This is a genomic window from Comamonas sp. 14P8.1.4, from assembly GCF_057799285.1.
In genome coordinates, this window is the sequence record NZ_JBYOKN010000002.1 from 156,334 (window position 1) to 181,093 (window position 24,760).

21 protein-coding genes are annotated in these 24,760 nt (G+C 60.7%); 14 read left to right on the forward strand and 7 right to left on the reverse strand.

Annotation, left to right across the window (positions count from 1 at the left end):
* Window positions 1–14: 14 nt before the first annotated feature.
* Window positions 15–1,328 carry an ammonium transporter gene (locus tag AC27VO_RS05390; protein ID WP_488665686.1) on the reverse strand — a complete coding sequence of 438 codons (1,314 nt, stop codon included), beginning with the start codon at window positions 1,326–1,328 and terminating at the stop codon, window positions 15–17.
* A 341-nt stretch (window positions 1,329–1,669) separates the two neighbouring features.
* On the opposite strand from AC27VO_RS05390, the gene AC27VO_RS05395 reads away from it, so the two are divergent.
* The 5 genes from AC27VO_RS05395 (at window position 1,670) to AC27VO_RS05415 (ending at window position 6,167) form a co-directional block, all read left to right on the forward strand.
* Window positions 1,670–2,428 (forward strand): sulfite exporter TauE/SafE family protein, encoded by a 759-nt coding sequence (locus AC27VO_RS05395; protein ID WP_488665687.1) that lies wholly within the window; start codon window positions 1,670–1,672, stop codon window positions 2,426–2,428.
* 264 nt (window positions 2,429–2,692) lie between these two features.
* Window positions 2,693–3,463 (forward strand): ABC transporter substrate-binding protein, encoded by a 771-nt coding sequence (locus AC27VO_RS05400; protein WP_488665688.1) that lies wholly within the window; start codon window positions 2,693–2,695, stop codon window positions 3,461–3,463.
* 107 nt (window positions 3,464–3,570) lie between these two features.
* Window positions 3,571–4,353, forward strand: coding sequence for an amino acid ABC transporter permease (locus AC27VO_RS05405; protein ID WP_488665689.1), 783 nt, complete (start codon window positions 3,571–3,573; stop codon window positions 4,351–4,353).
* Window positions 4,350–5,105, forward strand: coding sequence for an amino acid ABC transporter ATP-binding protein (locus AC27VO_RS05410; RefSeq protein ID WP_488665690.1), 756 nt, complete (start codon window positions 4,350–4,352; stop codon window positions 5,103–5,105). The genes AC27VO_RS05405 and AC27VO_RS05410 overlap by 4 nt, the downstream gene beginning before the upstream one ends.
* Window positions 5,106–5,246: 141 nt before the next feature.
* Window positions 5,247–6,167 (forward strand): DMT family transporter, encoded by a 921-nt coding sequence (locus AC27VO_RS05415; RefSeq protein WP_488665691.1) that lies wholly within the window; start codon window positions 5,247–5,249, stop codon window positions 6,165–6,167.
* Window positions 6,168–6,221: 54 nt separating this feature from the next.
* Here AC27VO_RS05415 and mrdA read toward each other — a convergent pair whose 3' ends face one another.
* From mrdA to AC27VO_RS05435, 4 genes are all read right to left on the reverse strand, one after another.
* Window positions 6,222–8,285, reverse strand: a complete 2,064-nt coding sequence (gene mrdA / locus AC27VO_RS05420) for a penicillin-binding protein 2 (protein ID WP_488665692.1) — start codon at window positions 8,283–8,285, stop codon at window positions 6,222–6,224.
* A 47-nt stretch (window positions 8,286–8,332) separates the two neighbouring features.
* Window positions 8,333–8,851, reverse strand: a complete 519-nt coding sequence (gene mreD / locus AC27VO_RS05425; RefSeq protein WP_488665693.1) for a rod shape-determining protein MreD — start codon at window positions 8,849–8,851, stop codon at window positions 8,333–8,335.
* The gene (mreC, locus tag AC27VO_RS05430; protein ID WP_488665694.1) at window positions 8,848–9,843 is read right to left on the reverse strand and encodes a rod shape-determining protein MreC; all 996 of its coding nucleotides are present in this window, start codon (window positions 9,841–9,843) and stop codon (window positions 8,848–8,850) included. Before mreC ends, mreD begins: the two co-directional genes overlap by 4 nt.
* A 152-nt stretch (window positions 9,844–9,995) precedes the next feature.
* Window positions 9,996–11,039, reverse strand: a complete 1,044-nt coding sequence (locus AC27VO_RS05435; protein ID WP_488665695.1) for a rod shape-determining protein — start codon at window positions 11,037–11,039, stop codon at window positions 9,996–9,998.
* A 223-nt stretch (window positions 11,040–11,262) separates the two neighbouring features.
* Between AC27VO_RS05435 and gatC the strand changes: the two genes are divergently transcribed.
* From gatC to AC27VO_RS05480, 9 genes are all read left to right on the forward strand, one after another.
* Window positions 11,263–11,562 carry an Asp-tRNA(Asn)/Glu-tRNA(Gln) amidotransferase subunit GatC gene (gatC, locus tag AC27VO_RS05440; protein WP_488665696.1) on the forward strand — a complete coding sequence of 100 codons (300 nt, stop codon included), beginning with the start codon at window positions 11,263–11,265 and terminating at the stop codon, window positions 11,560–11,562.
* A 20-nt stretch (window positions 11,563–11,582) separates the two neighbouring features.
* Window positions 11,583–13,073, forward strand: a complete 1,491-nt coding sequence (gene gatA, locus AC27VO_RS05445) for an Asp-tRNA(Asn)/Glu-tRNA(Gln) amidotransferase subunit GatA (RefSeq protein ID WP_488665697.1) — start codon at window positions 11,583–11,585, stop codon at window positions 13,071–13,073.
* Between the two features lie 117 nt (window positions 13,074–13,190).
* The gene (gatB, locus tag AC27VO_RS05450) at window positions 13,191–14,636 is read left to right on the forward strand and encodes an Asp-tRNA(Asn)/Glu-tRNA(Gln) amidotransferase subunit GatB (protein ID WP_488665698.1); all 1,446 of its coding nucleotides are present in this window, start codon (window positions 13,191–13,193) and stop codon (window positions 14,634–14,636) included.
* 464 nt (window positions 14,637–15,100) lie between these two features.
* Window positions 15,101–15,385, forward strand: coding sequence for a hypothetical protein (locus tag AC27VO_RS05455; RefSeq protein WP_488665699.1), 285 nt, complete (start codon window positions 15,101–15,103; stop codon window positions 15,383–15,385).
* 29 nt (window positions 15,386–15,414) lie between these two features.
* The gene (locus AC27VO_RS05460) at window positions 15,415–15,804 is read left to right on the forward strand and encodes a hypothetical protein (RefSeq protein WP_488665700.1); all 390 of its coding nucleotides are present in this window, start codon (window positions 15,415–15,417) and stop codon (window positions 15,802–15,804) included.
* 1,044 nt (window positions 15,805–16,848) lie between these two features.
* Window positions 16,849–17,706 (forward strand): putative phage abortive infection protein, encoded by an 858-nt coding sequence (locus AC27VO_RS05465; protein WP_488665701.1) that lies wholly within the window; start codon window positions 16,849–16,851, stop codon window positions 17,704–17,706.
* Window positions 17,707–17,936: 230 nt separating this feature from the next.
* Complete coding sequence (pdxY, locus tag AC27VO_RS05470; RefSeq protein ID WP_488665702.1) at window positions 17,937–18,800, forward strand: pyridoxal kinase PdxY; 864 nt, start codon at window positions 17,937–17,939, stop codon at window positions 18,798–18,800.
* A gap of 208 nt (window positions 18,801–19,008) precedes the next feature.
* Window positions 19,009–19,968 (forward strand): hypothetical protein, encoded by a 960-nt coding sequence (locus AC27VO_RS05475; RefSeq protein ID WP_488665703.1) that lies wholly within the window; start codon window positions 19,009–19,011, stop codon window positions 19,966–19,968.
* Window positions 19,969–20,173: 205 nt separating this feature from the next.
* Window positions 20,174–20,737, forward strand: coding sequence for a GNAT family N-acetyltransferase (locus AC27VO_RS05480; RefSeq protein WP_488665704.1), 564 nt, complete (start codon window positions 20,174–20,176; stop codon window positions 20,735–20,737).
* 123 nt (window positions 20,738–20,860) lie between these two features.
* Here the strand turns inward: AC27VO_RS05480 and AC27VO_RS05485 are convergent, their stop codons facing one another.
* Window positions 20,861–23,014 carry a methyl-accepting chemotaxis protein gene (locus AC27VO_RS05485; RefSeq protein WP_488665705.1) on the reverse strand — a complete coding sequence of 718 codons (2,154 nt, stop codon included), beginning with the start codon at window positions 23,012–23,014 and terminating at the stop codon, window positions 20,861–20,863.
* 400 nt (window positions 23,015–23,414) lie between these two features.
* On the reverse strand, window positions 23,415–24,404 hold the full coding sequence (locus tag AC27VO_RS05490) for a GGDEF domain-containing protein (RefSeq protein ID WP_488665706.1): 990 nt from the start codon (window positions 24,402–24,404) through the stop codon (window positions 23,415–23,417).
* Window positions 24,405–24,760: the final 356 nt, after the last annotated feature.

The following is a 24,760-nucleotide window of genomic DNA, read 5'->3' on the forward strand; positions in this document are numbered from 1 at the left end:
GCGCAGAGCGGCCATCACTGGCCCATCTGCTCACGGTGTTGCGTCACATCCAGCCCTTGTTGCTCTTCCTGCAGATCGACCCGCACGATCACCAGGCGGTCGGTCACCCACATCAGCGCGCACGTGGCGGCAAAGCTGAAGGCCGCCACCACCAGCACGGCCACGGTTTGCGCCAGCAAATTGCCCTGCGCGCCAGAGATGGTGCTGTTCACAAACACCCCGGTCAGGATGGAGCCCACAATGCCGCCCAGCCCGTGCACACCAAATACATCCAGCGCGTCATCGGCGCCCAGCCAGCGTTTGAACCCTGTGGCCCCCCAGTAGCAGACCAGCCCGGCCATCAGCCCGATCGCCAGGCCCGCGCCCAGGCCCACAAAGCCCGCCGCCGGTGTCACGGCCACCAAGCCGGCCACCAGCCCCGAGCACAACCCCAGCAGCGACACGCGGCGGTGGAACAACCACTCTCCCGCGGCCCAGCCCATGGCACCGCCAGCGGCCGCCAGGTGCGTCACTACCATGGCCAGGGCCGCGCGGCCATCGGCCGCCAGGGCAGAGCCCCCGTTGAAGCCAAACCACCCCACCCACAGCAGGCACGCGCCCAGCATGGTCCAGCCCAGGTTGTAGGGCTGAAACGGCTCGCGCCCATAGCCCGTGCGCTTGCCCAGGTAGCAGGCACAAGCCAACCCGGCCGCCCCGGCGTTCACGTGCACCACCGCGCCCCCGGCAAAGTCCAGCGCCCCCATGCGGGCCAACCAACCACCGGGCTCCCACACCCAGTGCGCGATCGGAACATACACCAGCAAGCTCCACAGCGCCATGAACAGCATCAGTGCGCCAAAGCGCATGCGCTCGACCAAGGCGCCCACAATCAGCGCCGCCGTGATGATGGCGAACGTCAGTTGAAACAGCGCGTATGCCGCCTCCGGAATGTGCGGCGCGATATGGCTGACGGACAGCTGCTGCGCCGCCTGCTGGTAATCCAGCCCCTCCAACCACAGCCGCTGCAGCCCGCCGATCCAGGCCGTGCCCGGCGTGAATGCCAGCGAATAGCCCACGGCGAACCACACCACACTCACCACGCAGGCCGCGCCCAGCACCGCCGCCAGGGTGTTCAACACATTCTTGCGCCGCACCATGCCCGCGTAGAACAGCGCCACACCGGGCAGCGTCATCAACAGCACCAGTGCGGTAGACATCAGCACCCAGGCCGTGTCTGCACCCTGAATATCGGCAAACCCCACCATCTGCTGCGCCTGCACACCCATGGGCAATGCCCACAACGCCGCTGCGCCCCCACCCCATCTGCACAGCCTGTTTCGCATCTCCATGCCGACCTCCCGTGGCTTCTTTTGGTAGAGGCCACCAAGCACAAGCTGTGCCCACACCGACAGACGGCACACCCCGCCACAGGGCTGTCAGACAGAAAGTCACACACTTGCGGGAAATCCCCGATGCACCATTGCAAGGCACGACTTACATTGCATTCACTCTAGCGCGCACCAAGGTGCAGCAGCCAGGAGGGCCCGAGGAGACAACTCGATCCACAACCAGACCAATATTCAAAAAGCATCCACCAATGAGATGCCTTTCCAAAGCGCCGGTACCCCGGCGCTTTTTGTTTGGGCTGGTGACAGCCTTTTGCCATGCGCCCAGCGCACAATGCGCAGCTATGGAATGGATCTTTGTCTCTCTGGCTTCGGCCCTGGCTGGTTTTGTGGATGCCATCGTGGGCGGTGGCGGGCTGATTCTGGTGCCCGCCATGTTCGCCGCCTTCCCCAACGCCGCGCCCGCCACCTTGTTTGGCACCAACAAAAGCGCCGCGGTCTGGGGCACGGCCATGTCCACCTGGCAGTACAGCCGCCGTATTCAGATCACCTGGGCCACCATCGTGCCGGGCATTGCGGCGGCCGGTGTCGGCGCATTCAGCGGCGCCTGGGCTGTCACCCTGGTCAACCCCGACTTTCTGCGCAAGCTGCTGCCCTTCATCTTGCTGGGCGTGCTGCTCTACACCCTGGCCAAAAAAGACATGGGCCGCGAGCACACCCCCCACCACAGCGTGCGCACCACCCAATGGCTGACGGCAGCCATCGGCCTAGTGATCGGGTTTTACGACGGCTTTTTCGGCCCCGGCACGGGCAGCTTCTTTGTCTTTCTGCTGGTGCGCTTGCTGGGCTATGACTTTCTGAACGCCTCCATCAACGCCAAGCTGATGAACGTCATGACCAATCTGGCGGCCATCGCGCTGTTTGCCATGAAGGGCCATGTGTGGTGGCACTTTGCCGTGCCCTTGGCCATTGCCAATGTGCTGGGCAGCATGCTGGGCACCTGGATGGCGCTGCGCCACGGGGCGGGTTTTGTGCGCATCATCTTCATCGTGGTGGTGAGCCTGCTGATCTGCAAAACAGGCTGGGATGCCTTCGGCGCCTGAGCGCACGCGCACCCTTGCAAGCCGGAAGCCCTCGGGGCTGCTCAGTCACCCTTCTGCAACAAAGAAGGGCGACTTCTATAATCGAGACCTGTTTTCGCCCTCAGGCTGCTCCATTTTGGTGCTCTTGCACCATTCGTCGAGCAGCACAGCCCTGGCCCTGCGGCCAAGCTGTGGCCTCCATGTTTCCGCGCCGCGTGGTGCGTGCGGAGGCTCCAAGCGCTTGGAGCCGGGGGCCGGAACCTGCGACTGACTCAGGAACCTCTCATGAAACGCATTTCCGTGATCGCCGCTGCCACCCTGGCAGTTTTGGCCGCTACTGGTGCCCACGCCCGTAGCTTGGACGCCATCCAGAAGGACGGCACCATCCGCTTGGCCACCGAAGGCTACTACGCTCCTTTTGCCTACTTTGAAGGCAAGAAGCTGGTGGGCTTTGAAGTGGACCTGGCCGAACTGATGGCCCAGAAAATGGGCCTGAAGTTCGAGTGGAAAACCATTTCCTTCGACGCCCTGCTCACCGGCCTGAAACAAGATCGCTGGGATCTGGTCATTTCCTCGCACGGCATCACGCCCGAGCGTGAAAAAGCCGTGAACTTCACCGCGCCCCACTACTGCTCGGGCGCCCAGGTGATTTCGACCGACGCCGCCATTCAGGCTGGCAAGGACCTGGCCGGCAAGACCGTGTCGGCCCAAACCGGCACCACTTACCTGGACTACGTGCAAAAGCACGTGCCCGGCGTCAAGCGCGTGGTGAACTTCCCCACCAACGAAGCGGCCATGAACGCGCTGATGACCAAGCGCGCCGACGCCTGGGTGACCGAGCGTTTCCTGGCCAAGGAAATGCTGCAAAAGAACCCCAAGATCAAGTTCCACCAGGGCGAGCTGCTGTTTGTGGAAAAGATCGCCGCCGCCGTCGCCAAGGACAACCAACCCCTGGCCGATGCGTGGAACCAGGCATTTGCCGCTTCGCTGAAAGACGGCAGCTACGCCAAGATTTCGCAGAAGTGGTTCCAGGAAGACATTCGCTGTCCTGAATAAACCCGTGCACAGGCAGCCGTTGGCTGCGCCCACGCTGGCGCGCTGACAGCTGCCAACGCCCTGCCCACCGGCAGGGCGTTTTTTGTGCCACCAACCTCATTGTTCCTATGCTTACCGCCCTCTGGCCCTCCCACTGGAGCCGTCCACAGCGCAGCAACGCCACCCTGGTCACCGCACTGGTGCTGATGGTGGTGGTCGTGTCTTTGCTGGGCGAGTTGCTCGCCCTCATGCCCGAGCCCATCGGCGACCATGCCGCCGAATTTGCCGAAGGCGCCCGCACCACGCTCTACCTCACGCTGATCAGCGGCGCTGTGGGTCTGCTGCTGGGCGTGGCCGCAGCCCTGGCCCGCACCTCGCGCAATGTGCTGCTGCGCAGCCTGGCCAGTGCCTATATCTGGATCATCCGCGGCACACCGCTGCTGGTGCAGATTCTGTTCATGTACTTCGCCCTACCCGTGCTGGTGCCGGGGCTGAACCTGCCGGACTTTGCCGCCGCCTGTGTGGCCCTGTCGCTCAACGTGGGGGCGTACAACGCCGAAGCCGTGCGCGCCGGCCTGAATGCCGTACCGCGTGGCCAGGCTGAAGCCGCCCGCGCGCTGGGTCTGCCCAAAAGCCGCGTGTTTTTGGATGTGGTGTTCCCCCAGGCGTTCAAGATTTCGCTGCCCCCGCTGGTGAGCAACTTTGTCGCGCTGCTCAAGGACTCGTCCCTGGCCTATGCGATTGGCGTGGTGGAGCTGACCAATGTCGGCAACCGCATCCAGTCGTCCACCTTCCAGCCGGTGGAAACGCTGATCACCGTGGGCGTGACCTATCTGGTGCTGACCACGCTGGTCACCCAGGTCACCGCCGCGATCGAGTACCGCTTTGACGTGGAGGGCCGCCAGCCATGAGCCAAGCCGCCAATACCCGCACGCCCTACATCGTCTGCGACCAGGTCACCAAAAGCTTTGGCAGCCACCAGGTGCTCAAGGGCGTATCCACCACGTTCAGCAAGGGCGAGGTGACCGTGATCATCGGCGCCTCCGGCTCGGGCAAGTCCACGCTGCTGCGCGCTTTGAACCGTCTGGAGCCGCATGACGGCGGCACCATCACCATCGATGGTGTGCCCGTGACCGACCACGAAGCCACGCTGCAAAAGCAGCGCTGCGAAGTGGGCATGGTGTTCCAGCAGTTCAACCTGTTTGGCCACATGAGCGTGCTGGACAACATCACCCTGGCACCGCGCCGCATCCACAAGATGGCGCGCGCCGCCGCCAACGCCCATGCCATGCAGCTGCTGCAGCGCGTGGGCATGCAAGACCACGCGCACAAATACCCGTGGCAGCTGTCCGGCGGCCAGCAGCAACGCGTGGCGATTGCCCGCGCGCTGGCGATGGAGCCGCAGGTCATGCTGTTTGACGAGCCCACCAGCGCGCTCGACCCAGAGATGGTGCAGGAAGTGCTGGAAGTGATGCGCGAGCTGGCCCGAAGCGGCATGACCATGATTGTGGTCACGCACGAAATGGGTTTTGCCCGCGAGGTGTCCGACCGCGTGATGTTCTTTGACCAGGGCTGCATCGCCCACGAAGCACCACCGACCGAGTTTTTTGCCAATCCAGCCAACGAGCGCATCGCCGCTTTCATCGGCCGCGTGGCACACTAAGCCCCGTTTTCACCGCCTTGCGCGGCTATCAAACCTAGGAGCTACTAGCGCCTGTGTTTCAAGGATTTTGGCATGTTTTGATGCTGAACCACAGAAAACACGAGCGCAAGCAGCTCCTATTTTTACGTCTGTTGTTTTCTCATGCGTACCGAACGTTGGGGCCTTGTGGCCCTGCTGACCGTCACCATGGTCTGGGGCACCACCTTCCCCGCCATGAAGCAGCTCACCACCGATCTGAGCACCTTGCAGATCATCTGGCTGCGCTTTGGCATGGCCGCCCTGGTGCTGCTGCCGCTGTGGCGCGGCATGCGCACGGCCGAATGGCGCTGGGGCCTGGGGCTGGGCGTGCTCAACTTTGTGGCCTTCTGGCTGCAGATTGAAGGCCTGCACCACACGACCAGCAACCGCAATGCTTTTGTGACCGGGCTGAATGTGCTGATCGTGCCCCTGATCGCCTGGCTGGCGCTGCGCCGGCGCATGGGCTGGCAGGTCTGGCTGGCCTGCGCCATGGCTGTGGGCGGCATGTGCCTGATGTTCTTTGAAGACGCACCATGGAACTGGGGCGACACGCTGACGCTGGGCAGCGCCGTGGTCTACGCCGTCTACATCCTCACCATGGAAGCGGCTGGCCTGCGCAACCAGGCAGCGCCCCTGCGCGCCACCCGCATGGCTGCGGCACTGGCCGGTTCCATGTGGGTGTGCACCACGCTGATGCTGCTGGTGCAGCCACAAGGCATGCGCCAGCTGTATGTGCAGGCCATGGCGCTGTCGGGTGATGCATGGTTGGCGCTGGTCTATCTGGGCCTGATTGCCAGCGCCATGGTGGTGGTGCTGCAGGCTTGGGGCCAGCAGCGCGTGGATGCCATGCGCTGCGCCATTGTGTTTGGTCTGGAGCCCGTGTTTGCCGCACTGACAGCGTGGTGGCTGATCAACGAGCGCATGGGCATGACCGCCATCAGCGGCGCCGCCTTGATTGTGGCGGCCCTGATCTTCAGCCAGTGGCAACCCCAGCCCCGAATCATCCTCACCACCGAGGACGATGGCCCCACGGCCCGCGCCTGATGCAGCGCGGCACAGCGTGGTGAGCTGCAGCGCCGCACTGGCGGCTTGCGGCGCCTAGTCTTCGTCCTGCTCTTCGTCTTCTGCAGGCGCAGCATCGGGGGCGCGCGGCACGGCCATGTCACCGCCGCTGAAGTTCTCCAGCACCCGTGGCTCACCCACACCGGGCAGCGGAATGCGCTCGTACTGGGCCATCATTTCCTGGCCGCTGCGCGGTGTGCCAATCGGCCGGCTGGCCTGGCCCTTGCGCATGGCGGCCATGTCCTCTTCGCTGGGGTAGCGGTCCAGCAGCCAGTAATCAAATACCCGGCGTGCAATAGGCGCCGCCGCTGCGGCACCGAAGCCCGCGTTTTCCACGATCAGCACCAGGGCGATTTTGGGGTTCTCGGCGGGGGCGTAGGCCAGGTACAGCGAGTGGTCGCGCTGGTGCTCTGCCAACTTGGCGGCGTTGTACTTTTCCTTCTGGCCCACCGTCACGGCCTGGGCCGTACCCGTCTTGCCCGCCGAGGTGTAGGGCGCACCGGCAAACACGCCGCGTGACGTGCCTTCCACCGTCACCGCCGCCACGGCACTGCGCACGGCTTCCACGTGGGCGCTCTTGTAGCCCATGTCCTTGCCGGTGTCGCGGTACAACGGTGTGAACTGGCGCGTGACTGCATCCACCGTGCCCTTGCCCAGGTGCGGTGTGTGCTGCACACCGTGGTTGGCCAGCATGGAAGCGGCATACGTCATCTGCAGCATGGTGAAGTGGTTGTAGCCCTGACCAATGCCCAGCGAAATCGTCTCGCCCGCATACCACTTCTTCTGTTCGGGACGCTTGTAGGTGTTGCGCTTCCACTCCGTGCTGGGCAGCACGCCCTTGGCTTCGCCCAGCAGGTCAATGCCAGTCTGGCGGCCAAACCCCATGGGGGAGAGGTAGTCGTGAATCATGTCCACGCCCATGTCGTTGGCCAGCATGTAGTAGTACACATTGGACGACTTGATGATGGAGCGGCGCAGATTGGTCGGCCCGTTGGGGTGGCCCGAGCGGAAAGTGTGGCCGCCAAACGTCCAGCTGCCGCTGTCCTGGATGGTGGTGTCGATCTTGCGTTTGCCCGACTCCAGACCCGCAATCGCTATGAAAGGCTTGTAGGTCGAGCCAGGCGGGTAAGAGCCGCGCAGGGCACGATTGAGCAGGGGGCGGTCGATGGAGTTGTTGAGCATGTCCCAGTTTTCCTGGTCAATGCCGTCCACAAACAGATTCAGGTCGTAGCCAGGCTTGCTCACCATGGCCAACACCTCACCGTTGCGCGGGTCCATGGCCACCAAAGCGCCACGGCGCTCGCCGTAGAGGTCTTCCACCAGCTTTTGCAGGCCCACATCCAGGCTCAGCACCACAGTGTCGCCCGGCGTGGCGGGGCGGCTGTTCAGGCGCCGCACGGCGAAACCGCCGGCCGTGGTCTCCAGCTGCTCCCAACCCGTCAGGCCGTGCAGCTGTTTTTCATAGCTTTGTTCAATACCCAGCTTGCCGATGACTTCGGTGCCCCGGTAGTTGGCGTAGTCGTCGCTGTCTTCCAGCGCCTCTTGCTCTTTCTGGTTGATGCGGCCGATATAGCCCACCACGTGGCCTGCCACGTCTTCCAGCGGGTAGTTGCGGAAAAACCGGGCCTTGATCTCGACGCCGGGAAAACGCCAGCGCTGGGCCGCAAAGCGCGCCACTTCCTCATCGCTCAGGCGGGAGCGCACGGGGATGGATTCAAAGCGCTTGGAATCCTCCATGAGCCGCTTGAACTTGCGGCGATCGCGCGGCGTGATCTCGACCAGCTCGGACAGCGCATCGATCGTCTCCTCCAGGTCTTTGACCTTGGAGCGTGTGATCTCCAGCGTGTACGCCGAGTAATTGGTGGCCAGCACAATGCCGTTGCGGTCCAGAATCTGCCCCCGGTTGGGCACGATGGGCACCACTGCCGTGCGGTTGCTCTCAGCGCGCTCGGCAAAGGCATCGTGGCGCACCACCTGCAGCACAAACAGCCGGTAGAACAGCACGCCAAACAACAGCAGCACCATCAGGGCCACCACGATGATGCGCAGGCGGAACCGGTACAGCTCCGCTTCGCCGTTGCGCACTTCAAAGCCAGCCATGCTCGCTCCTTGCGCAGGACCAACGGGACAGGCCGTGCATGGCAGCCTTACAGGGGACGGTTGCTGTCTGCATCAGGGGCACGGCGCTGGGGCGCCAACAAAATCGCACTCACGAGGGGCCACAGCACCATCTCCAGCACCGGGGCCAGTGCAATCCAAAAGCCCGGGAACATGCCGCCCGCCAGCATGCGGATCAGCATCTGCAACAGGTGCGCCATCGCAAATACGGGCAACAGCTGCAGCGCCTGCGTCAGGGGCGAGAACCACATCATGCGGCGGCTAAAGCGCTGTGCCAGATAAACAATCAAAACGTAAGTAAGCGCATGCTGACCCAACAAGGCCGTCTGCTGCACATCCACACACAAGCCCAGCAGGAATGCCACGCTCATGGGAATGCGATTGGGGTGGTGGGTGGCCCAGAAAGCCAGCACCAGCAGCAGCAAGTCCGGCATCCAGACAAAGCCGCCCAGCGGCAGCAGGCTGAGGATAAACACCACCGCCACACTCACGGCAATAAACGCCGGGCTGACCGGCATCAGCAGTTGCTGACCACGCGGCATGATCATGGCTGGCCTCCTGGTCCGGGCAAGGGCAGCTTGCCCAGCGAGCGACGCTGCGCCGAGCGGTCTTCACGCTGCTGTTTGGTTTCTGCCTCGGTCGGCGCAATCGGTTGCGCATCGGGTGAATGTTCGGCCTTCACCACGTTCAGCGGGGTCAACACCATCACATGCCGTGCGCCATCCAGGCGCGCCATGGGTTCGCAGTAAATACGCATGAACGGTGACTGGGCACGACGCTCCACCTGCACCACGCGGGCCACAGGCAGGCCTGCCAGATAGACGCCATCCACACCGCTGGTCACCAGCATGTCGCCTTCTTTCACGTCCGCGTCGTTGGACATGAAACGCAGCTCGATGCTGTCGGTGCGCAGATTGGAGGCATCGCCATAGGCCACGCTGCGCACACCGGTGCGCGCCACCATCACGGGAATGACCTGGTCACGATCAGACAGCAGGGTCACTTCGCTCGAGAACGGCTGCACGCGCGTCACCTGCCCCAGCACACCCAGATCGTCCATCACCGGGCTGCCTGGCTCGACGCCGGCCACCTGGCCTTTGTCCAGCACCACGCGGCGCGTATAGCTGTCTGGGGTTTCATACATCACTTCGGCGGCCACGGTCTTCACGGCCAGTCGGGGGCGCAGCTCCAGCAGTTCACGCAGCTGCTGGTTTTCTTCGTGCAGGCGCTCGGCATCCTGGGCCTTGAGCATCATGGATGTCATCTGGCGGCGCGATTCCACGGCTTCGTTCTGCGCGTGGGTCAAGTCGGCAAAATACGACTGTCCGTTGGACAACCATTCCACCGGCTTCATCACCGCCCATTGCATGGGAAACAACACCACCGACACAGCCTGGCGCAGTGGCTCGGTCAGTTTCAGGCGTGCATCGGCCAGCATCAGCACCACCGCCAGCACGCTCAGCAGCAGCACGCGTGTGCCGGCAGGCACGCTGTGTTTGAAAGAAGAAGGAGCATCGCGCTCCAGGGTTCTCAAGCTCATGGTCTGCACCTTGGCGTGTGCGTAGCACCACCCACGGCCCAAACACACGGCACGTTGAGGGTGCGAGCTTTCTCAGAGAACATGGGAAACCATTCCATCCAATAGCTTGCCACGTTGCGCGCCATGCACTACGCGGCAAGCCGGGTGCAACATCAGTCGCTGGTAAAGATGCTGCCTTGACGATCCAGGCTGTCCAGCGCCATGCCGCAACCGCGCACCACGCAGGTCAGCGGCTCTTCGGCCACCAGCACGGGCAGACCGGTTTCTTCGGCCAGCAGACGGTCCAGGTCACGCAGCAGCGCGCCGCCACCGGTCAGCATCATGCCGCGCTCGGCAATGTCGGCGCCCAGCTCGGGAGGGGTTTGTTCCAGCGCGTTCTTCACAGCAGAGACGATCTGGTTCAGCGGCTCGGTCAATGCTTCCAGCACTTCGTTGCTGGAGATGGTGAAGCTGCGGGGCACGCCTTCGGACAGATTGCGGCCCTTGACTTCCAGTTCCTTGACTTCAGAGCCAGGGAAGGCCGAGCCAATTTCCTTCTTGATCAATTCAGCCGTGGGCTCACCGATCAGCATGCCGTAGTTACGGCGGATGTAGCTGATGATGGCTTCGTCGAACTTGTCACCGCCCACGCGGACCGAACCCTTGTAGACCATGCCGCCCAGCGAGATCACGCCCACTTCAGTAGTACCACCACCGATGTCCACCACCATGGAGCCCGAGGCTTCCGACACAGGCAAGCCTGCGCCGATACCGGCGGCCATGGGCTCTTCAATCAGGTACACCGCAGTGGCGCCAGCAGCTTCGGCAGCGTCCTTGATGGCGCGGCGTTCCACCTGGGTGGAACCACAGGGCACGCAGATGATGATGCGCGGGCTGGGCGTCATCACATTGCGGGGGTGCACCATCTTGATGAACTGCTTGATCATCTGTTCGGTGATCACGAAGTCCGCAATCACGCCATCCTTCATGGGGCGAATCGCTTCAATGTTGCCAGGCACCTTGCCCAGCATGGCCTTGGCCTCGCGGCCTACGGCCTGGATGACCTTCTTGCCGTGGGGGCCACCCTCATGGCGAATGGCAACCACGGAGGGCTCATCCAGAACAATGCCCTTGTCGCGGGCGAAAATCAGGGTATTGGCTGTACCCAGGTCAATGGCCAAATCGGTGGAGAAGTACCGACGGAAAGCACCGAACATTCAAATTTCCTCTCAGGCACAGCATGCACTTCGGCCTGCTATCGCCAGGGTATAGATCAACGGGAATCAGGGGGGAGTCAAGTTTAGGCTTTTCTGCACAATCCCAACCATCTAAAGATGGTAATTGCGCAAAGACCAGATAATACCGTATCCCCTGTGAATAACTCAGGGCGGCGCATGCCGTCTGACAGCTTTACATCCGGTTTCGCACCGAAGAAAACCTATGGCACTCACCTCGAACGACATTGACCGCATCGCCAACTTGGCGCGGCTCGAACTCTCCCCAGAAGAAAGTGCGCGCATGCTTTCGCAGCTGAACGGATTTTTTGGCATCGTCGAAAAAATGCAAGCTGTGGATACCTCGGGCGTCCTGCCCCTGGCACATCCTGTAGCCGCCATCCAGGACGTGGTGCTGCGCCTGCGCGAAGACATCGCCTCGGAGCCCAACCAGCGCGAAGCCAATATGCACAACGCGCCCGCCCAGGGCGAGGGCCTGTTCCTCGTGCCCAAGGTCATCGAATAAGCGCAAGGCAAAGCACACACATGAGCAATACCGAACTGCACAACCTGGGCGTGGCCGCGCTGGCCGCCCAGTTGAAGAACAAAGAAATTTCCGCCGTTGAAGCGGCCCAGCACTTTCTGGCCCGTGCCAAAGCGCATCAAAACCTTCGTGCATTTGTGGCTATCAATGAAGAAGCCACTTTGGCACAAGCCCAAGCGGCCGATGCCCTGATCGCTGAAGGCAAGGGCGGCCGTCTGGCGGGTGTGCCCATTGCGCACAAAGACATCTTTGTTACCAAAGACTTTCCCACCACCGCCGCCAGCAAGATGCTGGAAGGCTACCAGTCGCCGTTTGACGCCACCGTGGTGCGCAAGCTGGCCGAAGCCGGTGTGGTCACGCTGGGCAAGCTGAACTGCGACGAATTCGCCATGGGCGGCGCCAACGAAAACTCGGCCATCGCCCCCGTGGGCTTTGACGCGGCCCAGCCCGTGCGCAACCCCTGGGACACCTCGCGCGTGCCCGGTGGCTCGTCGGGTGGTTCCGCCGCTGCCGTGGCCGCCCGTTTGGCCCCAGCGGTCACCGGCACCGACACCGGCGGCTCCATTCGCCAGCCCGCCTCGTTCTGCGGCATCACCGGCATCAAGCCCACCTATGGCCGCGCCAGCCGCTACGGCATGATTGCCTTCGCTTCGTCGCTGGACCAAGCCGGCCCCATGGGCCAAAGCGCCGAAGACTGCGCGCTGCTGCTGTCCGAGATGTGCGGCCCCGATCTGGACCGTGACTCCACCAGCATCGACGTGCCTGCCGAAGACTTCACCTTGAAGCTCAACGACAGCATCGAAGGCCTGCGTATTGGCGTGCCTGCCGAGTTCTTTGGCGAAGGCCTGAGCGCAGACGTGCGCACCGCCGTGGATGCGGCCCTCAAGGAATACGAAAAGCTGGGTGCCAAGCTAGTGCCCATCAGCCTGCCCCGCACCGAGCTGTCGGTGCCCGTGTACTACATCTTGGCACCGGCTGAAGCCTCGTCCAACCTGTCGCGCTTTGATGGTGTGAAGTTCGGCCACCGCGCCAAAGACTTTGCCGATCTGAACGATATGTACAAAAAGACCCGCGCCGAAGGCTTTGGCGATGAGGTCAAGCGCCGCATCATGATCGGCGCCTATGTGCTGTCCGAAGGCTACTACGACGCCTACTACCTGCAAGCGCAGAAGATTCGCCGCATGATTGCCGACGACTTCCAGGCCGCTTTCAAGGAATGCGACGTGATCGCCGGTGCCTCTGCGCCCACCACCGCGTGGGCGATTGGCGGCAAGGCCGACCCCGTCAGCAACTACCTGGCCGACGTGTTCACCCTGCCCGCATCGCTGGCTGGTTTGCCCGGTTTGAGCCTGCCCGCAGGCTTTGGCGCCGGTGGCATGCCCGTGGGCTTGCAGCTGATTGGCAACTACTTTGCCGAAGGCAAGTTGCTCAACGCGGCCCACCGCTTCCAGCAAGCCACGGACTTCCACCTGCAACGCCCCGCAGGTATCTAAACCATAGCTGCCAGCGTAGGCTGGATCAGCGCCAGAGGCCTAAAACACTACAAACCTCTGGCGGCTACCACCCCGCACTGGCCACCGCATTGATTGCAGCAAGGACTTGTACAGAACATGACTGCCAAACTCATTCAGGGCTACGAAGTCGTTATCGGCTTTGAAACCCACGCCCAACTGGCGACCCAATCGAAGATCTTCAGCCGCGCCAGCACCGCTTTTGGTGCAGAGCCCAACACGCAAGCCTGCGCCGTGGACTTGGCCCTGCCCGGCACGCTGCCCGTGATGAACAAAAAGGCCGTGGAATGCGCTATCAAGTTGGGACTGGCCCTCGGTTCCCACATTGCGCCCCGCAGCATTTTTGCGCGCAAGAACTACTTCTACCCTGACCTGCCCAAGGGCTACCAAATCTCGCAGTTCGAGATTCCCGTGGTGCAAGGCGGTGAAGTCAGCTTCTACGTGGGCGACAAGCAGCACACCGTGCGCCTGGTGCGCGCGCACTTGGAAGAAGACGCGGGCAAGTCCGTGCACGACCAGTTCCCGACCGAATCCGGCATTGACCTGAACCGTGCTGGCACGCCCCTGCTGGAAATCGTGACCGAACCCGATATCCGCAGCACCGAAGAAGCCGTGGCCTACGCCAAAGAGCTGCACAAGATCGTCACCTGGATCGGCATTTGCGATGGCAACATGCAAGAAGGCTCGTTCCGCTGCGACGCCAACGTCTCCGTGCGCAAGCCCGGCGCGCCGCTGGGCACCCGCCGCGAGATCAAGAACTTGAACTCGTTCAAGAACATGCAAATCGCCATCGACTACGAAATCCGCTGGCAGATTGAGCAGATCGAAGACGGCTACAGCATCCAGCAAGCCACCGTGCTGTTCAACCCCGACACGGGCGAAACCCGCGCCATGCGCACCAAAGAAGACGCGGCCGACTACCGCTACTTCCCCGATCCAGACCTGCCACCGCTGGTCGTGGCCGACAGCTGGGTTGCGCAAGTCAAGGGCGACATGCCCGAGCTGCCCCGCCACATGGCCGCCCGCTTTGTCGAGCAGTACGCGCTGCCCGAGTACGACGCCACCACGCTGACCCAGTCACAAGACATGGCCGCGTACTTTGAGCGCACCGCCAAGGGCTGCGAGCAGCCCAAGCTGGCCTCCAACTGGGTGATGGGCGAAATCTCGCGCCGCCTGAACAACGAAGAAATCGGCATGGACGCCGTCAAGGTCACCAGCGAACAGCTGGCCGCTTTGATCCGCCGCATCTCTGACGGCACCATCTCCAACAACGCCGCCAAGCAAGTGTTTGAAGCGCTGTGGACGGGTGAAGGCAGCGATGTGGACGCCGTGATTGAAGCCAAGGGCCTCAAGCAAATGAACGACACCGGCGCGCTGGAAGCCATCATTGACGAAGTGATTGCCGCCAACCCCGGCAACGTCGAGCAATACCGCGCAGGCAAGGACAAGGCGTTCAACGCCCTGGTCGGCCAGGTCATGAAAGCCTCTAAGGGCAAGGCCAACCCGGCCCAGGTCAATGAAGTGCTGAAGGCCAAGCTGGCTTAAGCCCGCCTTTTTTCGCCTGGCGAATACCAAGCCTCCTTCGGGAGGCTTTTTTATTGTTTTTGATAGCTGTTGGCGCTTGGTGTGATTGGGCTTGGGGCTGATTTGGCTAGTTTTTATCTCTAGCTGAGTCTTTACTTACAGAGGCCGCTTGTCGCGCGGCGGCGACTCACTTTTCTTGCTTGCACAAGAAAAGTAAGCAAAAGAAGTGCACCCCTCTACCCGTGTCCCTTTGGGCTTTGCTGCGCAAAACCCAAGCGGGCAACCTGCGGTGCTCGATCACAGGGTGGGGCCGCAGAACTCACTGCGCGCTTGCAGCGCTTCGTTCAAACAGCTGCGGCCAGTCAGATGACGAAGCAGTTGCATCCTGCGGTGCAACTGCCCACCCTGTGCTCTGTGCGCCTCGGCACGGGTAGAAGGCGTCCATTCATTTTTTAAAATTGAAATTGCTTGCTCATATCACTTATATGAATACAAAATATTTCCCCCAAGGAGAAAAAATGCCAATAAGTGCCAATGAATCGATTTTCAGAGATGTTTTACTTGCCTTATTCAGTAGTGCGGCGGGAACTATTGGTGGTGCTTATGCTGCACAAAAAATATCCATCAAAAGAAACAAATTAGAATCTTGCAAAGAAGAAATAAACGCTTCATTTATATTACTTAATATATTTGTACACTCTTTTAATCAAATATATTCTTTCAAAAAGAATAATTTTCCCCTGTATATAACAATTTTCTTTCTCAATTAAAAATAATTGAAGATGAATCAAAGAGAAAATTGAAATTTAATTTCATTATAAATAACGGGAAAATTACCCCAAAGCCACGAACTTTAAAAATTAAAAATAACCTAATGTCTTTTGGAGTAATTGATGCATCGATGCTTAATGAAGGAAAAAATATTATTTTTAGTAAAATAGATCTTGGATCCAAAGGATATTCAGCTTTTCTTCATGGAGAAAATGCGATTCGCCTTTTGTCGGAGGTGATTTCAAAAAGAGAAGAAATGCTTTTAGAAATTAAAAACCACTCCAACCATGAAATCCCCGCTGAATTTATTATCTATGGTCTCGAAAAATCTGGAAGAACAGATGGCAGGTACAAAACCCTAATGGAAGCCGCAAACCTATACTCAAATGATTTCCTTTTTTTATCAATGAATTATTGAAAATAATAAATAATCATATTGAACAGCTTTCTGAAAAACACTCTTTCTTAGCTAAAACAAAAATTTCTACACCTAAATTCACATTTAATTCAAATGAAAATATTATATTTAACGATGATTCTCATGAAAAATGGTTAAGAGATTTTACTGATTTTAAAATAATAGAGAAGGAAAGATATAAAAAACCATTTCAATTTAAAGAATAAATTACAAAAAATTCTTTTCAAAAACCAAAGAATTTTTCTTTTTTCAATTTCAATTTTCTGAAAATATTAAATCCTAAAAAATAAAATTTATTTACACACTGAATGTGCTTCCACACAAATTTTTAATGCGGCACTAATTCATATTTCTTGTGGCTGTTTCCACATCACATCCACACGCACAACTGGATCTTTCGACAGCCGTTTACTACCGCACTCCATTTACTGACCGGCTTGCTCGAGTCGAAAGAAGTTAGTCGCGCCCAGCGCGATAAGTCGGTTCTGCGTCAAACCCAACGCAGCACAAAAATGAAAAGAACTTTTCAAAAGCAGTAGCTGCCCGCGCTTGCTACATAAGCGCTAGCGCCAAATTTGGCTTAAAACCTAGCCGCCAACCCAAAAGCTTTCTCAAGCCCCAAGCGCTCAACACACCCTCATCCCTTCTGCCCCCGCCTCCCGCGCACAGCCCCAGACGGAAGCAGCCAGACGCGCTGTTTGAGCCTGTGGGACACAGGCGAGTTTGCGGCTGGCCCGTCTGGGGCGCGCACGGGAGGTGGCCCGTAGCAGCGCGGAGGGTCGGGGGCAGCAGGGTCGCCTTTTCTTTGGTTCCTTTCTTTTGGCGAAGCAAAAGAAAGGAACTCGCCCCGGCGCGATCAGCCGGTTCTGCCATCAAAGACAACGCAGCACCAAAACCAGAAAAGAGTTTTCAAAAGAAGTAGCTACCCGCGCTTGCTGCATCAGCCCCACCGCCCTATTTCATTTAAAACCACGACCTCACGCCTGTCTCCTATAGCCACGCCGCTGCCGCCCCCGTACAACCACACAGCAGGAGGCCGCCACCATGACGCAAAAAAGATGGCAAAAATTTCATGTGATGGAACTGATCGCCGTGTGCGTGCTGGTGTGCACGGCATGGATGTACCTGAAGGCGTATTGGGACTTTGAGAGCAACTACCAGACCTGGCTGGAGAACCCCCATGGCGAGGGCATGAGCCGCTCAGAAGCGCTGGGCCTGTCGGGTGACTTTTTGGGCGGTGTGCTCAACCCGATCTTGAGCTTTTTCTCGTTCCTGGCGGTGCTGTTCACACTGCGGCTGCAGCGCAGCGAGCTGAACGCGACGATGGAGGAGCTGAAAAAGTCCACCCTGGCGGCCGAGAACAATGTGCGCTTGTTCACCGAGCAGATTGCCGCGCAGCGGCTGGATGCGTTTGAGAACACGTTTTTCTCGCTGCTCAAGCTGCACAACAGCACGTTCGAGACGATCAACGAGTACCACGAGGCCGAGGGCGATACGCCCGCGGGCAGCATCTTGCAGCGCCTGATGGCACAGGCGCGCAGCCAGGAGACGCTGGAGGCGGCGCGCCGGGAGCTGATGGCGGACCACAGCGAGATAGACCACTTCATCTCCATCCTGTTTGAGATGCTGAGGTTCATCGACCAGAAGTTTCCGGACACGGCGCACGAAGACCGCATGTTCTACGCCAACATCCTCAAGGCCATCATCAACCAGGATGCCTTCGAGGCGATTGCGATGTACGCCGCCACGCAGAACCCGCAGAGCCCGTACCTGGAGTTCAAGCAGCTGATTGAGAAGTACGAGCTGCTGCAGGAGCTGGACTTGCGCCCCGCCCGGCGGCAGAAGTTCATGGCGGGCTATGCGCAGTTTTTCCCGCAGCTGCAGCCGCCGGGGCCGCTGTAGCGCGCCCAGCGCTCATCAAAAACAGAGCGGCAAGCGCTTTCTACACCTTGGCTAGAGGTCAATTTGGCTTGCAATGTGCCTAACACCTGCCACCGCCCGGGTGGTTTTGACGCACTGCCCCTGCGCACTTTTGCGCGCCCGCACAGCAGCGCACCGGGCACAGCGCTACCATCGGCTGCATTGCATTTGATGGCCCCGGCAGCCTGTGTGCGCTGCCACTGCTTTGCGCTATGAATATTCTCTCGATCCAGTCCCATGTCTCTTACGGCCACGTTGGCAACTCGGCGGCAGTGTTTCCGCTGCAGCGCCTGGGGCACGAGGTGTGGCCGGTGTACACCGTCAATTTCTCCAACCACACGGGCTACGGCCAATGGGGCGGCTCGCCCATTCCGGCCAGCGAGGTGAGCGCCATCGTGGCGGCCATGGAGCAGCGCGGTGCGCTGGCGCAGGTGGATGTGGTGCTCAGCGGCTACCAGGGCGGCGCCGACATTGCCGATGCCATTTTGGACACCGTGGCGCGCGTCAAAGCGCTGAACCCAGCCGCCACCTACACCTGTGACCCGGTGATGGGCAATGCCAAATCCGGTTGCTTTGTGAACCCCGCCATTCCCGTGCTGCTGCGCGAGCGCGTGGTGCCGAAGGCTGACTTGGTCACCCCCAACCAGTTTGAACTGGGCTATCTGGCAGGCGTGGAGGTAAAGACGCTGGACGACACGCTGCGCGCCGTGGATGCGGTGATGGCCATGGGCCCACGCGCCGTGCTGGTGACCAGTGTGCACCGCCCGGATGCAGCCCCCGGCACCATAGAGATGCTGGCTGCCGATGCCACCGGTGCCTGGCTGGTGGCCACGCCGCACTTGCCGTTCAAGGCCAATGGCTCGGGCGACGTGACGGCAGCGCTGTTCACCGCCCATTACAGCCAGCACTTTGGCCAAAGCGGCTCGGCCCAGCATGCGCTGGAACGCACCACGGCCAGCATGTTTGAGCTGCTGCAGCACACCCATGCCAGCGGCCAGCGTGAGCTGCAACTGGTGCAGGCCCAAGATAGTTATGTTGCCCCCCGCGCCCACTTTGCCGCGCGCCAGGTGCGCTAACCCACCACCGCGCACACCCCCAGGGTGTGCACCCACTGCGCCCCTGTCCATTGCCAGGGGCTTTTTTCTGGGTTTGAGGGTGCCCAACACCCCGCAGCACGCTAAATGTAAATAAGTACGACAGACGGTTTGCCTTTCTAGAATCCTGCGCGTTGCCCGCTCCACACCGTGGGGTGTGGCCCCTGAAACGGTCTACGCAAGGAGTCTCATGCCGTTGTTACGTAAATTGGAAGAAGTGCTGGTACAGCTGGTGCGCGTGGTTTTGTTGGCGTTCGCCGTCCTGATCCTGGTGGCCATGGCCTCCTATGTCTGGGACAAAACCGTGGGCAAGAAGAAAGACGACACCAGCAGCAGCGTGGTGTGGAGTGATGTGCAGCCTGATCTGAAATACGTGGTGGAAGAAACCGGGCGCGATATGGGCCTGAGCGTGCCCGATGTGGCCTTCCAGGACAGCCTGAGCGATCCCGCGCTGCGCCCCTTCTTCAAGCAGGCAGACACGCTGGTGCGCAACTTTGTGGCGGCCAAGGCCGAGCACCACCAACAGATCGAGAAAGACAACGAGTCGCAGGGCCTGGCCCCGCTGAACCCGCTGCTGGCCGGTGACACCGCCCCCACCAAGGCGCAAATTGAAGCCTTTGCCAAGGAGCTGGCCGACAAAGCAAAAGCCGATGCCGAGAAGATGGAGCGCTTGCTGAGCGCGGGCGAAGACAGCGCAGAAGCTGCCGCCGAAGCCACCGCAGAGGCGGCCTGCTGCAGCAGCAGCGACACCATGTTCTGGACCGAGCCTGTGGACGTGCCCCGCGCGCTGTATGACCGCGCCGTGCAAACCCGTGCGATCTATAACGAAGAGGCGTATGTTGCTTTCGTGAAGGGTGCCCCCAAGGCCATCGAACTGGTGCTCAGCGATGCCACATTGGCCCCCAAGCTGCATAACCTGACGGTCTCGCGCCTAGTGGATATGGTGCTGACCAACTATGACCTGAGCTTCTCGCGTGCAGCCAATGACCAAGACAGCTCCGAAGGCCTGTGGGACCGCTTCTTTGATTCGCTGGAACTGACCATGTGGAGCGTGATCATGAGCTTCCTGGTGATGGTGGTCCTGGTGATCATGAGCATCCGCGTCGAGCGCCACCTGCGCCGACTGGGTGACAACCAGAACCCGCTGTAAACCAGCACCCAACCGCTGCACACCGTGCAGTGATTGGGACGACACAGCGGTTGGCCTGCACGGGCCAGCCGCTTTTTTTGTGCGCGGATGCGTGAGCAGGCATGCGCTTGTGCCGCCCGCCGACACGCACCCCGGCCCCCATCGCACTTGCCCAACACGGGTGCCCGCCACCACAATCAGCGCCATCACCTTGCGGGAGGCTGCCATGGAACTGACTTTGCTGCGCGAACAGGATGCGACCACCTTGTGGGCCTTTGAGAACCAGCACCGCGCGTATTTTGAGAGCTGGATCAATGCCCGCCCCGAGACGTTCTACACCCCGCAGGGCTTTGACCAGACCCTGCAAACCGCCTTGCTGGAGCAGGCTGCGGGCCACGCGTTTCACTACCTGATCTGGGTGGGCGGCGAGCTGGTGGGCCGCATCAACCTGACCCAGGTGCGCCACGCCCACTTCCACAGCGCCACGCTGGGCTACCGGATTGCCCCCACACACAGCGGTCAAGGGCTGGCCTCACAAGCCGTCCAGCTGGTGATGCACAAGGCTTTTCACACCCACGCGCTGCAGCGCCTGGAAGCCACAGCGCGTTCGGAAAATCCGGCCTCCATCCGCGTGCTGTTGAAAAATGGTTTTCACCAGTTTGGGCATTCGCGCTGCAGCCTGCAGCTGCACCGCCAGTGGTTTGATCTGCTGTACTTTGAGGCACACGCACAACCGCTGCCCGCTGCGGCAAGCACGCAGTCGGCGCCCCAGTCATCACCAAAAACATGAGCTAAAAGCGCTGGCTACACAAGCGCTATAGGCACTTTTGATGCAAAACATGCAAAAACACCCCCAGCGACCTTAGCGGCTGGGGGTGGTGGCGCTGTCCAGCGCCTTCAGGCGCTGCGGTGCTTAAAAGGTTTCCCAGTCATCCTCGGCCGTGGTGGCCAGCACTTTGGCAGGCCGCGCCGCGGGGGCAGCGGCGGGCGCTGGCTTGGCTGCAGACTTAGCCACAGGGCTGGGGGCCAGTGCGGGGGCCTTGGTCTGCGCAGCCGTGGCAGGCGCTGCGGCAGCAGCAGGCACAACCGGTGGTGTGTACAGCGAAGAGGCACTGCCGCCCTGCAGCCGGAAGACGGCCACAGCGTGCACCAGCTCTTGCGACTGCTTGCGCAGGCCTTCGGTGGCACCGGCCATTTCCTCCACCAGCGCCGCGTTTTTCTGCGTGGTCTGGTCCATGTGGGTGACGGCCTCGGCCACCTGCGCCACACCGTTGCTTTGCTCGCCGCTGGCGTGGCTGATGTCGGTGATCAGCTGGGTGACCTTGAGAATCTCGGCAATCGCCTGCTCCATCGTCTCGCCCGCATGTGCGGCCTGCAGATTGCCGGCATGGATCTCCTGCACGCTGTGGCTGATGAGCTGCTTGATCTCTTTGGCCGCTTCGGCACTGCGCCCGGCCAGGGCGCGCACCTCGCCGGCCACCACGGCAAAGCCCCGGCCATGCTCACCAGCACGCGCCGCTTCAACGGCAGCGTTGAGGGCCAAGATATTGGTCTGGAAGGCAATCCCGTCAATCACCCCGATGATGTCGGCAATCTTTTTGCTGCTGGCGTCAATGCCTTGCATGGTCTGCACCACTTTGCGCACCGCATCGCCACCTTCGGTGACCACACGCTGGGCCTCGCGGGTGCGCTGATCGGCCGACTGCGCATGGTCGGCGTTGTGGGCCACGGTGGAGCCCAGCTCTTCCATCGCGGCCGCAGTTTGCTCCAGCGCGCTGGCTTCGCTTTCGGTGCGGCTGGCCAGATCCATATTGGCCTGGGCGATTTCTGCACTGGCCATGGCCACGCTGTGTGCCTGCTCGTTGACTGCGCGCACCACGCGGGTCAGGCCTACGTTGGTGTTGTTCATGGCGGTCAGCAGGTGGCCAATTTCGTCCTGACGCTGGCTCTGGATGTGCACGGTCAGATCGCCCTGCGCCATCGCGTCCGCCATCTGGCTGGCCTGCGCCAGCGGGCGCACGATCATGCGGCGGATCAGCCACATCCAAATGCCTGCCAGCGCCAGCATGGCCAGCAGCCCCATGCCCGCAAATGTGAGGATGAGGCTGCGGGTTTCGGCCACAAACTCTTCGGTGTAGGCGCTGGAGGCGACCACCCAGTTCCACGGCGCATAGTGGCCGAACACCGCCAGCTTGCTGCGCGAAAAGCTTTCACCGGGGTTGCGCCAGGGGTAGGCAATGGCACCTTGCTTGCGATCGAGCATCTCGCGGATGAAGAAGTGACCATCGCTGTCCTGCGCGTCACTGATGTTGCCGCCTTCCTGGGCGGGGTGCACCACCAGTTGGCCACGCTGGGGGCCATCTTCTGCACGCAGCACAAAGTAGTAGCCACCCGACCCGACTTTCAGGGCGCGGACCGACGCCTTCAGGTTGTTGAGCAGCTCAGAAAAATCTTGCCCCACAAAGGCCATGCCCACGGTTTGGCCACGGGCATCCTTGAGCGGGCGGTAATGCGTCATGTACTGGCGGCCAAACAGCGTGGCCAGCCCCATATAGCTTTGCCCAGCCTGAACGGCGGCATACGCGGGGTGGGCGCGATCCAGCAGCGTACCCACGGCGGTTTCGCCCTTGTCGTTCTTCAGCGTGGTGGCAATGCGCAAAAAGTCGGCGCTGCCCTGCGCGGCAAACAGCGTGACCACCGCCCCCGTGGTGCGCGTAAAGGCCTGAATGCGCGCATTGTTGCCGTTGAGCACCTCGTCGTTGAGGCTGAGCAGCGGCTCGGCCCCTGTGGTGTCGAGGCTGAATGTGCCCGGCAGGTTGGCGGACAGGCTGTCGGCCAAATACTGCGTGCGCTGGCGCAGGTCTTTGTCATTCGACTCGACCAGATTCAGCAGCATCTGCACGCCTTGCTGCATTTCCCCATGCATTCTGCGCTGCAAGGACTGACTAACACCCCATGCAATACCCAGCACCAGCAGCGCCAGGATCGACGTTACCCAGACAAAATTGGTGATGGCCAGTTTGGCGCCCAAGCCTTGGCGGCGCCAGAAACGTTGTCCGATGTGCATAGCGATCTCTCCTGCACGGCCTGCAAAGGCCGCTCTTTCTTTGTGCGGGGCGCGCATGGGGGAGGCGTGGTCGTGTAAGTAGCACGCGCCAGCATGCATCTGCGCGCATGCATGCTGACCAAGCGCAAGGCTTGATGGAAATAGCGCTGGAGCGTATCGACATCACCGCCTGCAGAGATTGACGCAAATCAAGTAGTAACTAATTGTTGCAAACGCTAACTTAAGAGGTCCTCTGCTTCCCGTGGCACGCCGCTGCAAGGGCTGGAAGGCAGGCTTGTTGCCACCCCAAGAAAAAAACCTCGGCCCGTCTCCAGGCAGAGGTTGGGGGAGGGAGAGCGACTGCATCGCTGCCTCCCAGGCCATATCAAGGGACAGGCGTACGGCCTGCCGCAAGGCCGCTTTAGAAAGCGCTGGCCAGGTGCTCGCTGCGCACGTTTTCTTCTTTGGTCTGGTACAGCGCCACATCGGCACGGTGCAGCGCCACATCCATGGAATCTGCCTCCTGCACCTGCGCCATGCCAAAGCTGGCCGTGTAGCGCTCCAGCCCCGGCGAACGGGGCATGGCCAGCTGAAGGCGTGCCACGAGGGCCTGCGCTTGCTCCATATCCATCTGGCGCAGTGCCAGTACAAATTCTTCTGCGCCAGTGCGTGCCAGCCAATCACCTTCGCGCACCGAGTTCTGCAAGAGCTGCGCAAATGCGCGCAGCGCCGCTTTGTGGCTGAACGCAGACTTGCCCGAACGCGCGGCGGGTTTGAACTCACACAGCACAACAACGGTGATGCCATGTTCGGCCAGTGCACCGCTGCACACAGCATCCAGGCCTGCGCGGTTCAGCATCTGGGTGGATGCTTCGCGGTATTGGGCGGTACGGGGTTTGGTAGCCGTATCGCACCACACACATACGGCCATGCAGGCGCTCAAACCCAATGCCATCCACAGCCCCAACCAAGCGGACAAAGCATGGTCAGACAGCCACGGCAGACCCAGCAGCAACACGGTGACAACGCTGTAGGTGCTGCGCAGCACCTGATCGGCGCGGTGGCGTGGTGCACTGCGCCACACCGAAGGCAGCACATGCGCCAAGATCAGCCCCAGTGCCAGTGCCCCCAGCATGCCATGCGTGTATGCCGGCCACTCCGCCACCGCACTGAGCCAGGACATGCACAGCATCAAGACCGAGCAGAGCACGGCGATATAGGCTTTGACAGATTGGCCATAGCGCAGGGAAATCGCCTGCGCAGCCGCCCATGCAGCGCACCACAGCGTCCAGGCCACCACGATGTGCGAAGGCCAGTGCACCCAGCTTTCTGCCGACATGGCATAGGCAAAGGCCAGCAGCCACATGCAGGCGGCCTGCCAAAGCAGTTCACGGTGGGTACGACGCAGCATCCAGGCCACCAGCAACCCCGCTCCCAAGAGCACAAAAAGGAGGGGAACGCTGACAAACGGGAAAAGAGTTTCTAGCGAGTTCATGCAAAAGCCAGGTGCACTGGGTACAGCGCGTACAACCGCTTGTATTCCAAATTTTGGGGTGCCATCAGGTTATGACAAAGACGCCGCAAAATGCGACAGACAAACACGCAAATTGCAAAATCTAGACAAGTCTTAACAATTAACTTCAAAGAAACCAACTATCAGCGCAATAAAAATCATTACCAGGACCTACATGCAAAGACGCACTGCTCGCACGCGGTCGAGCAGTTAGAGCTACTTTCCCAGCACCGCCCCTCACGCCATGTCGGCTG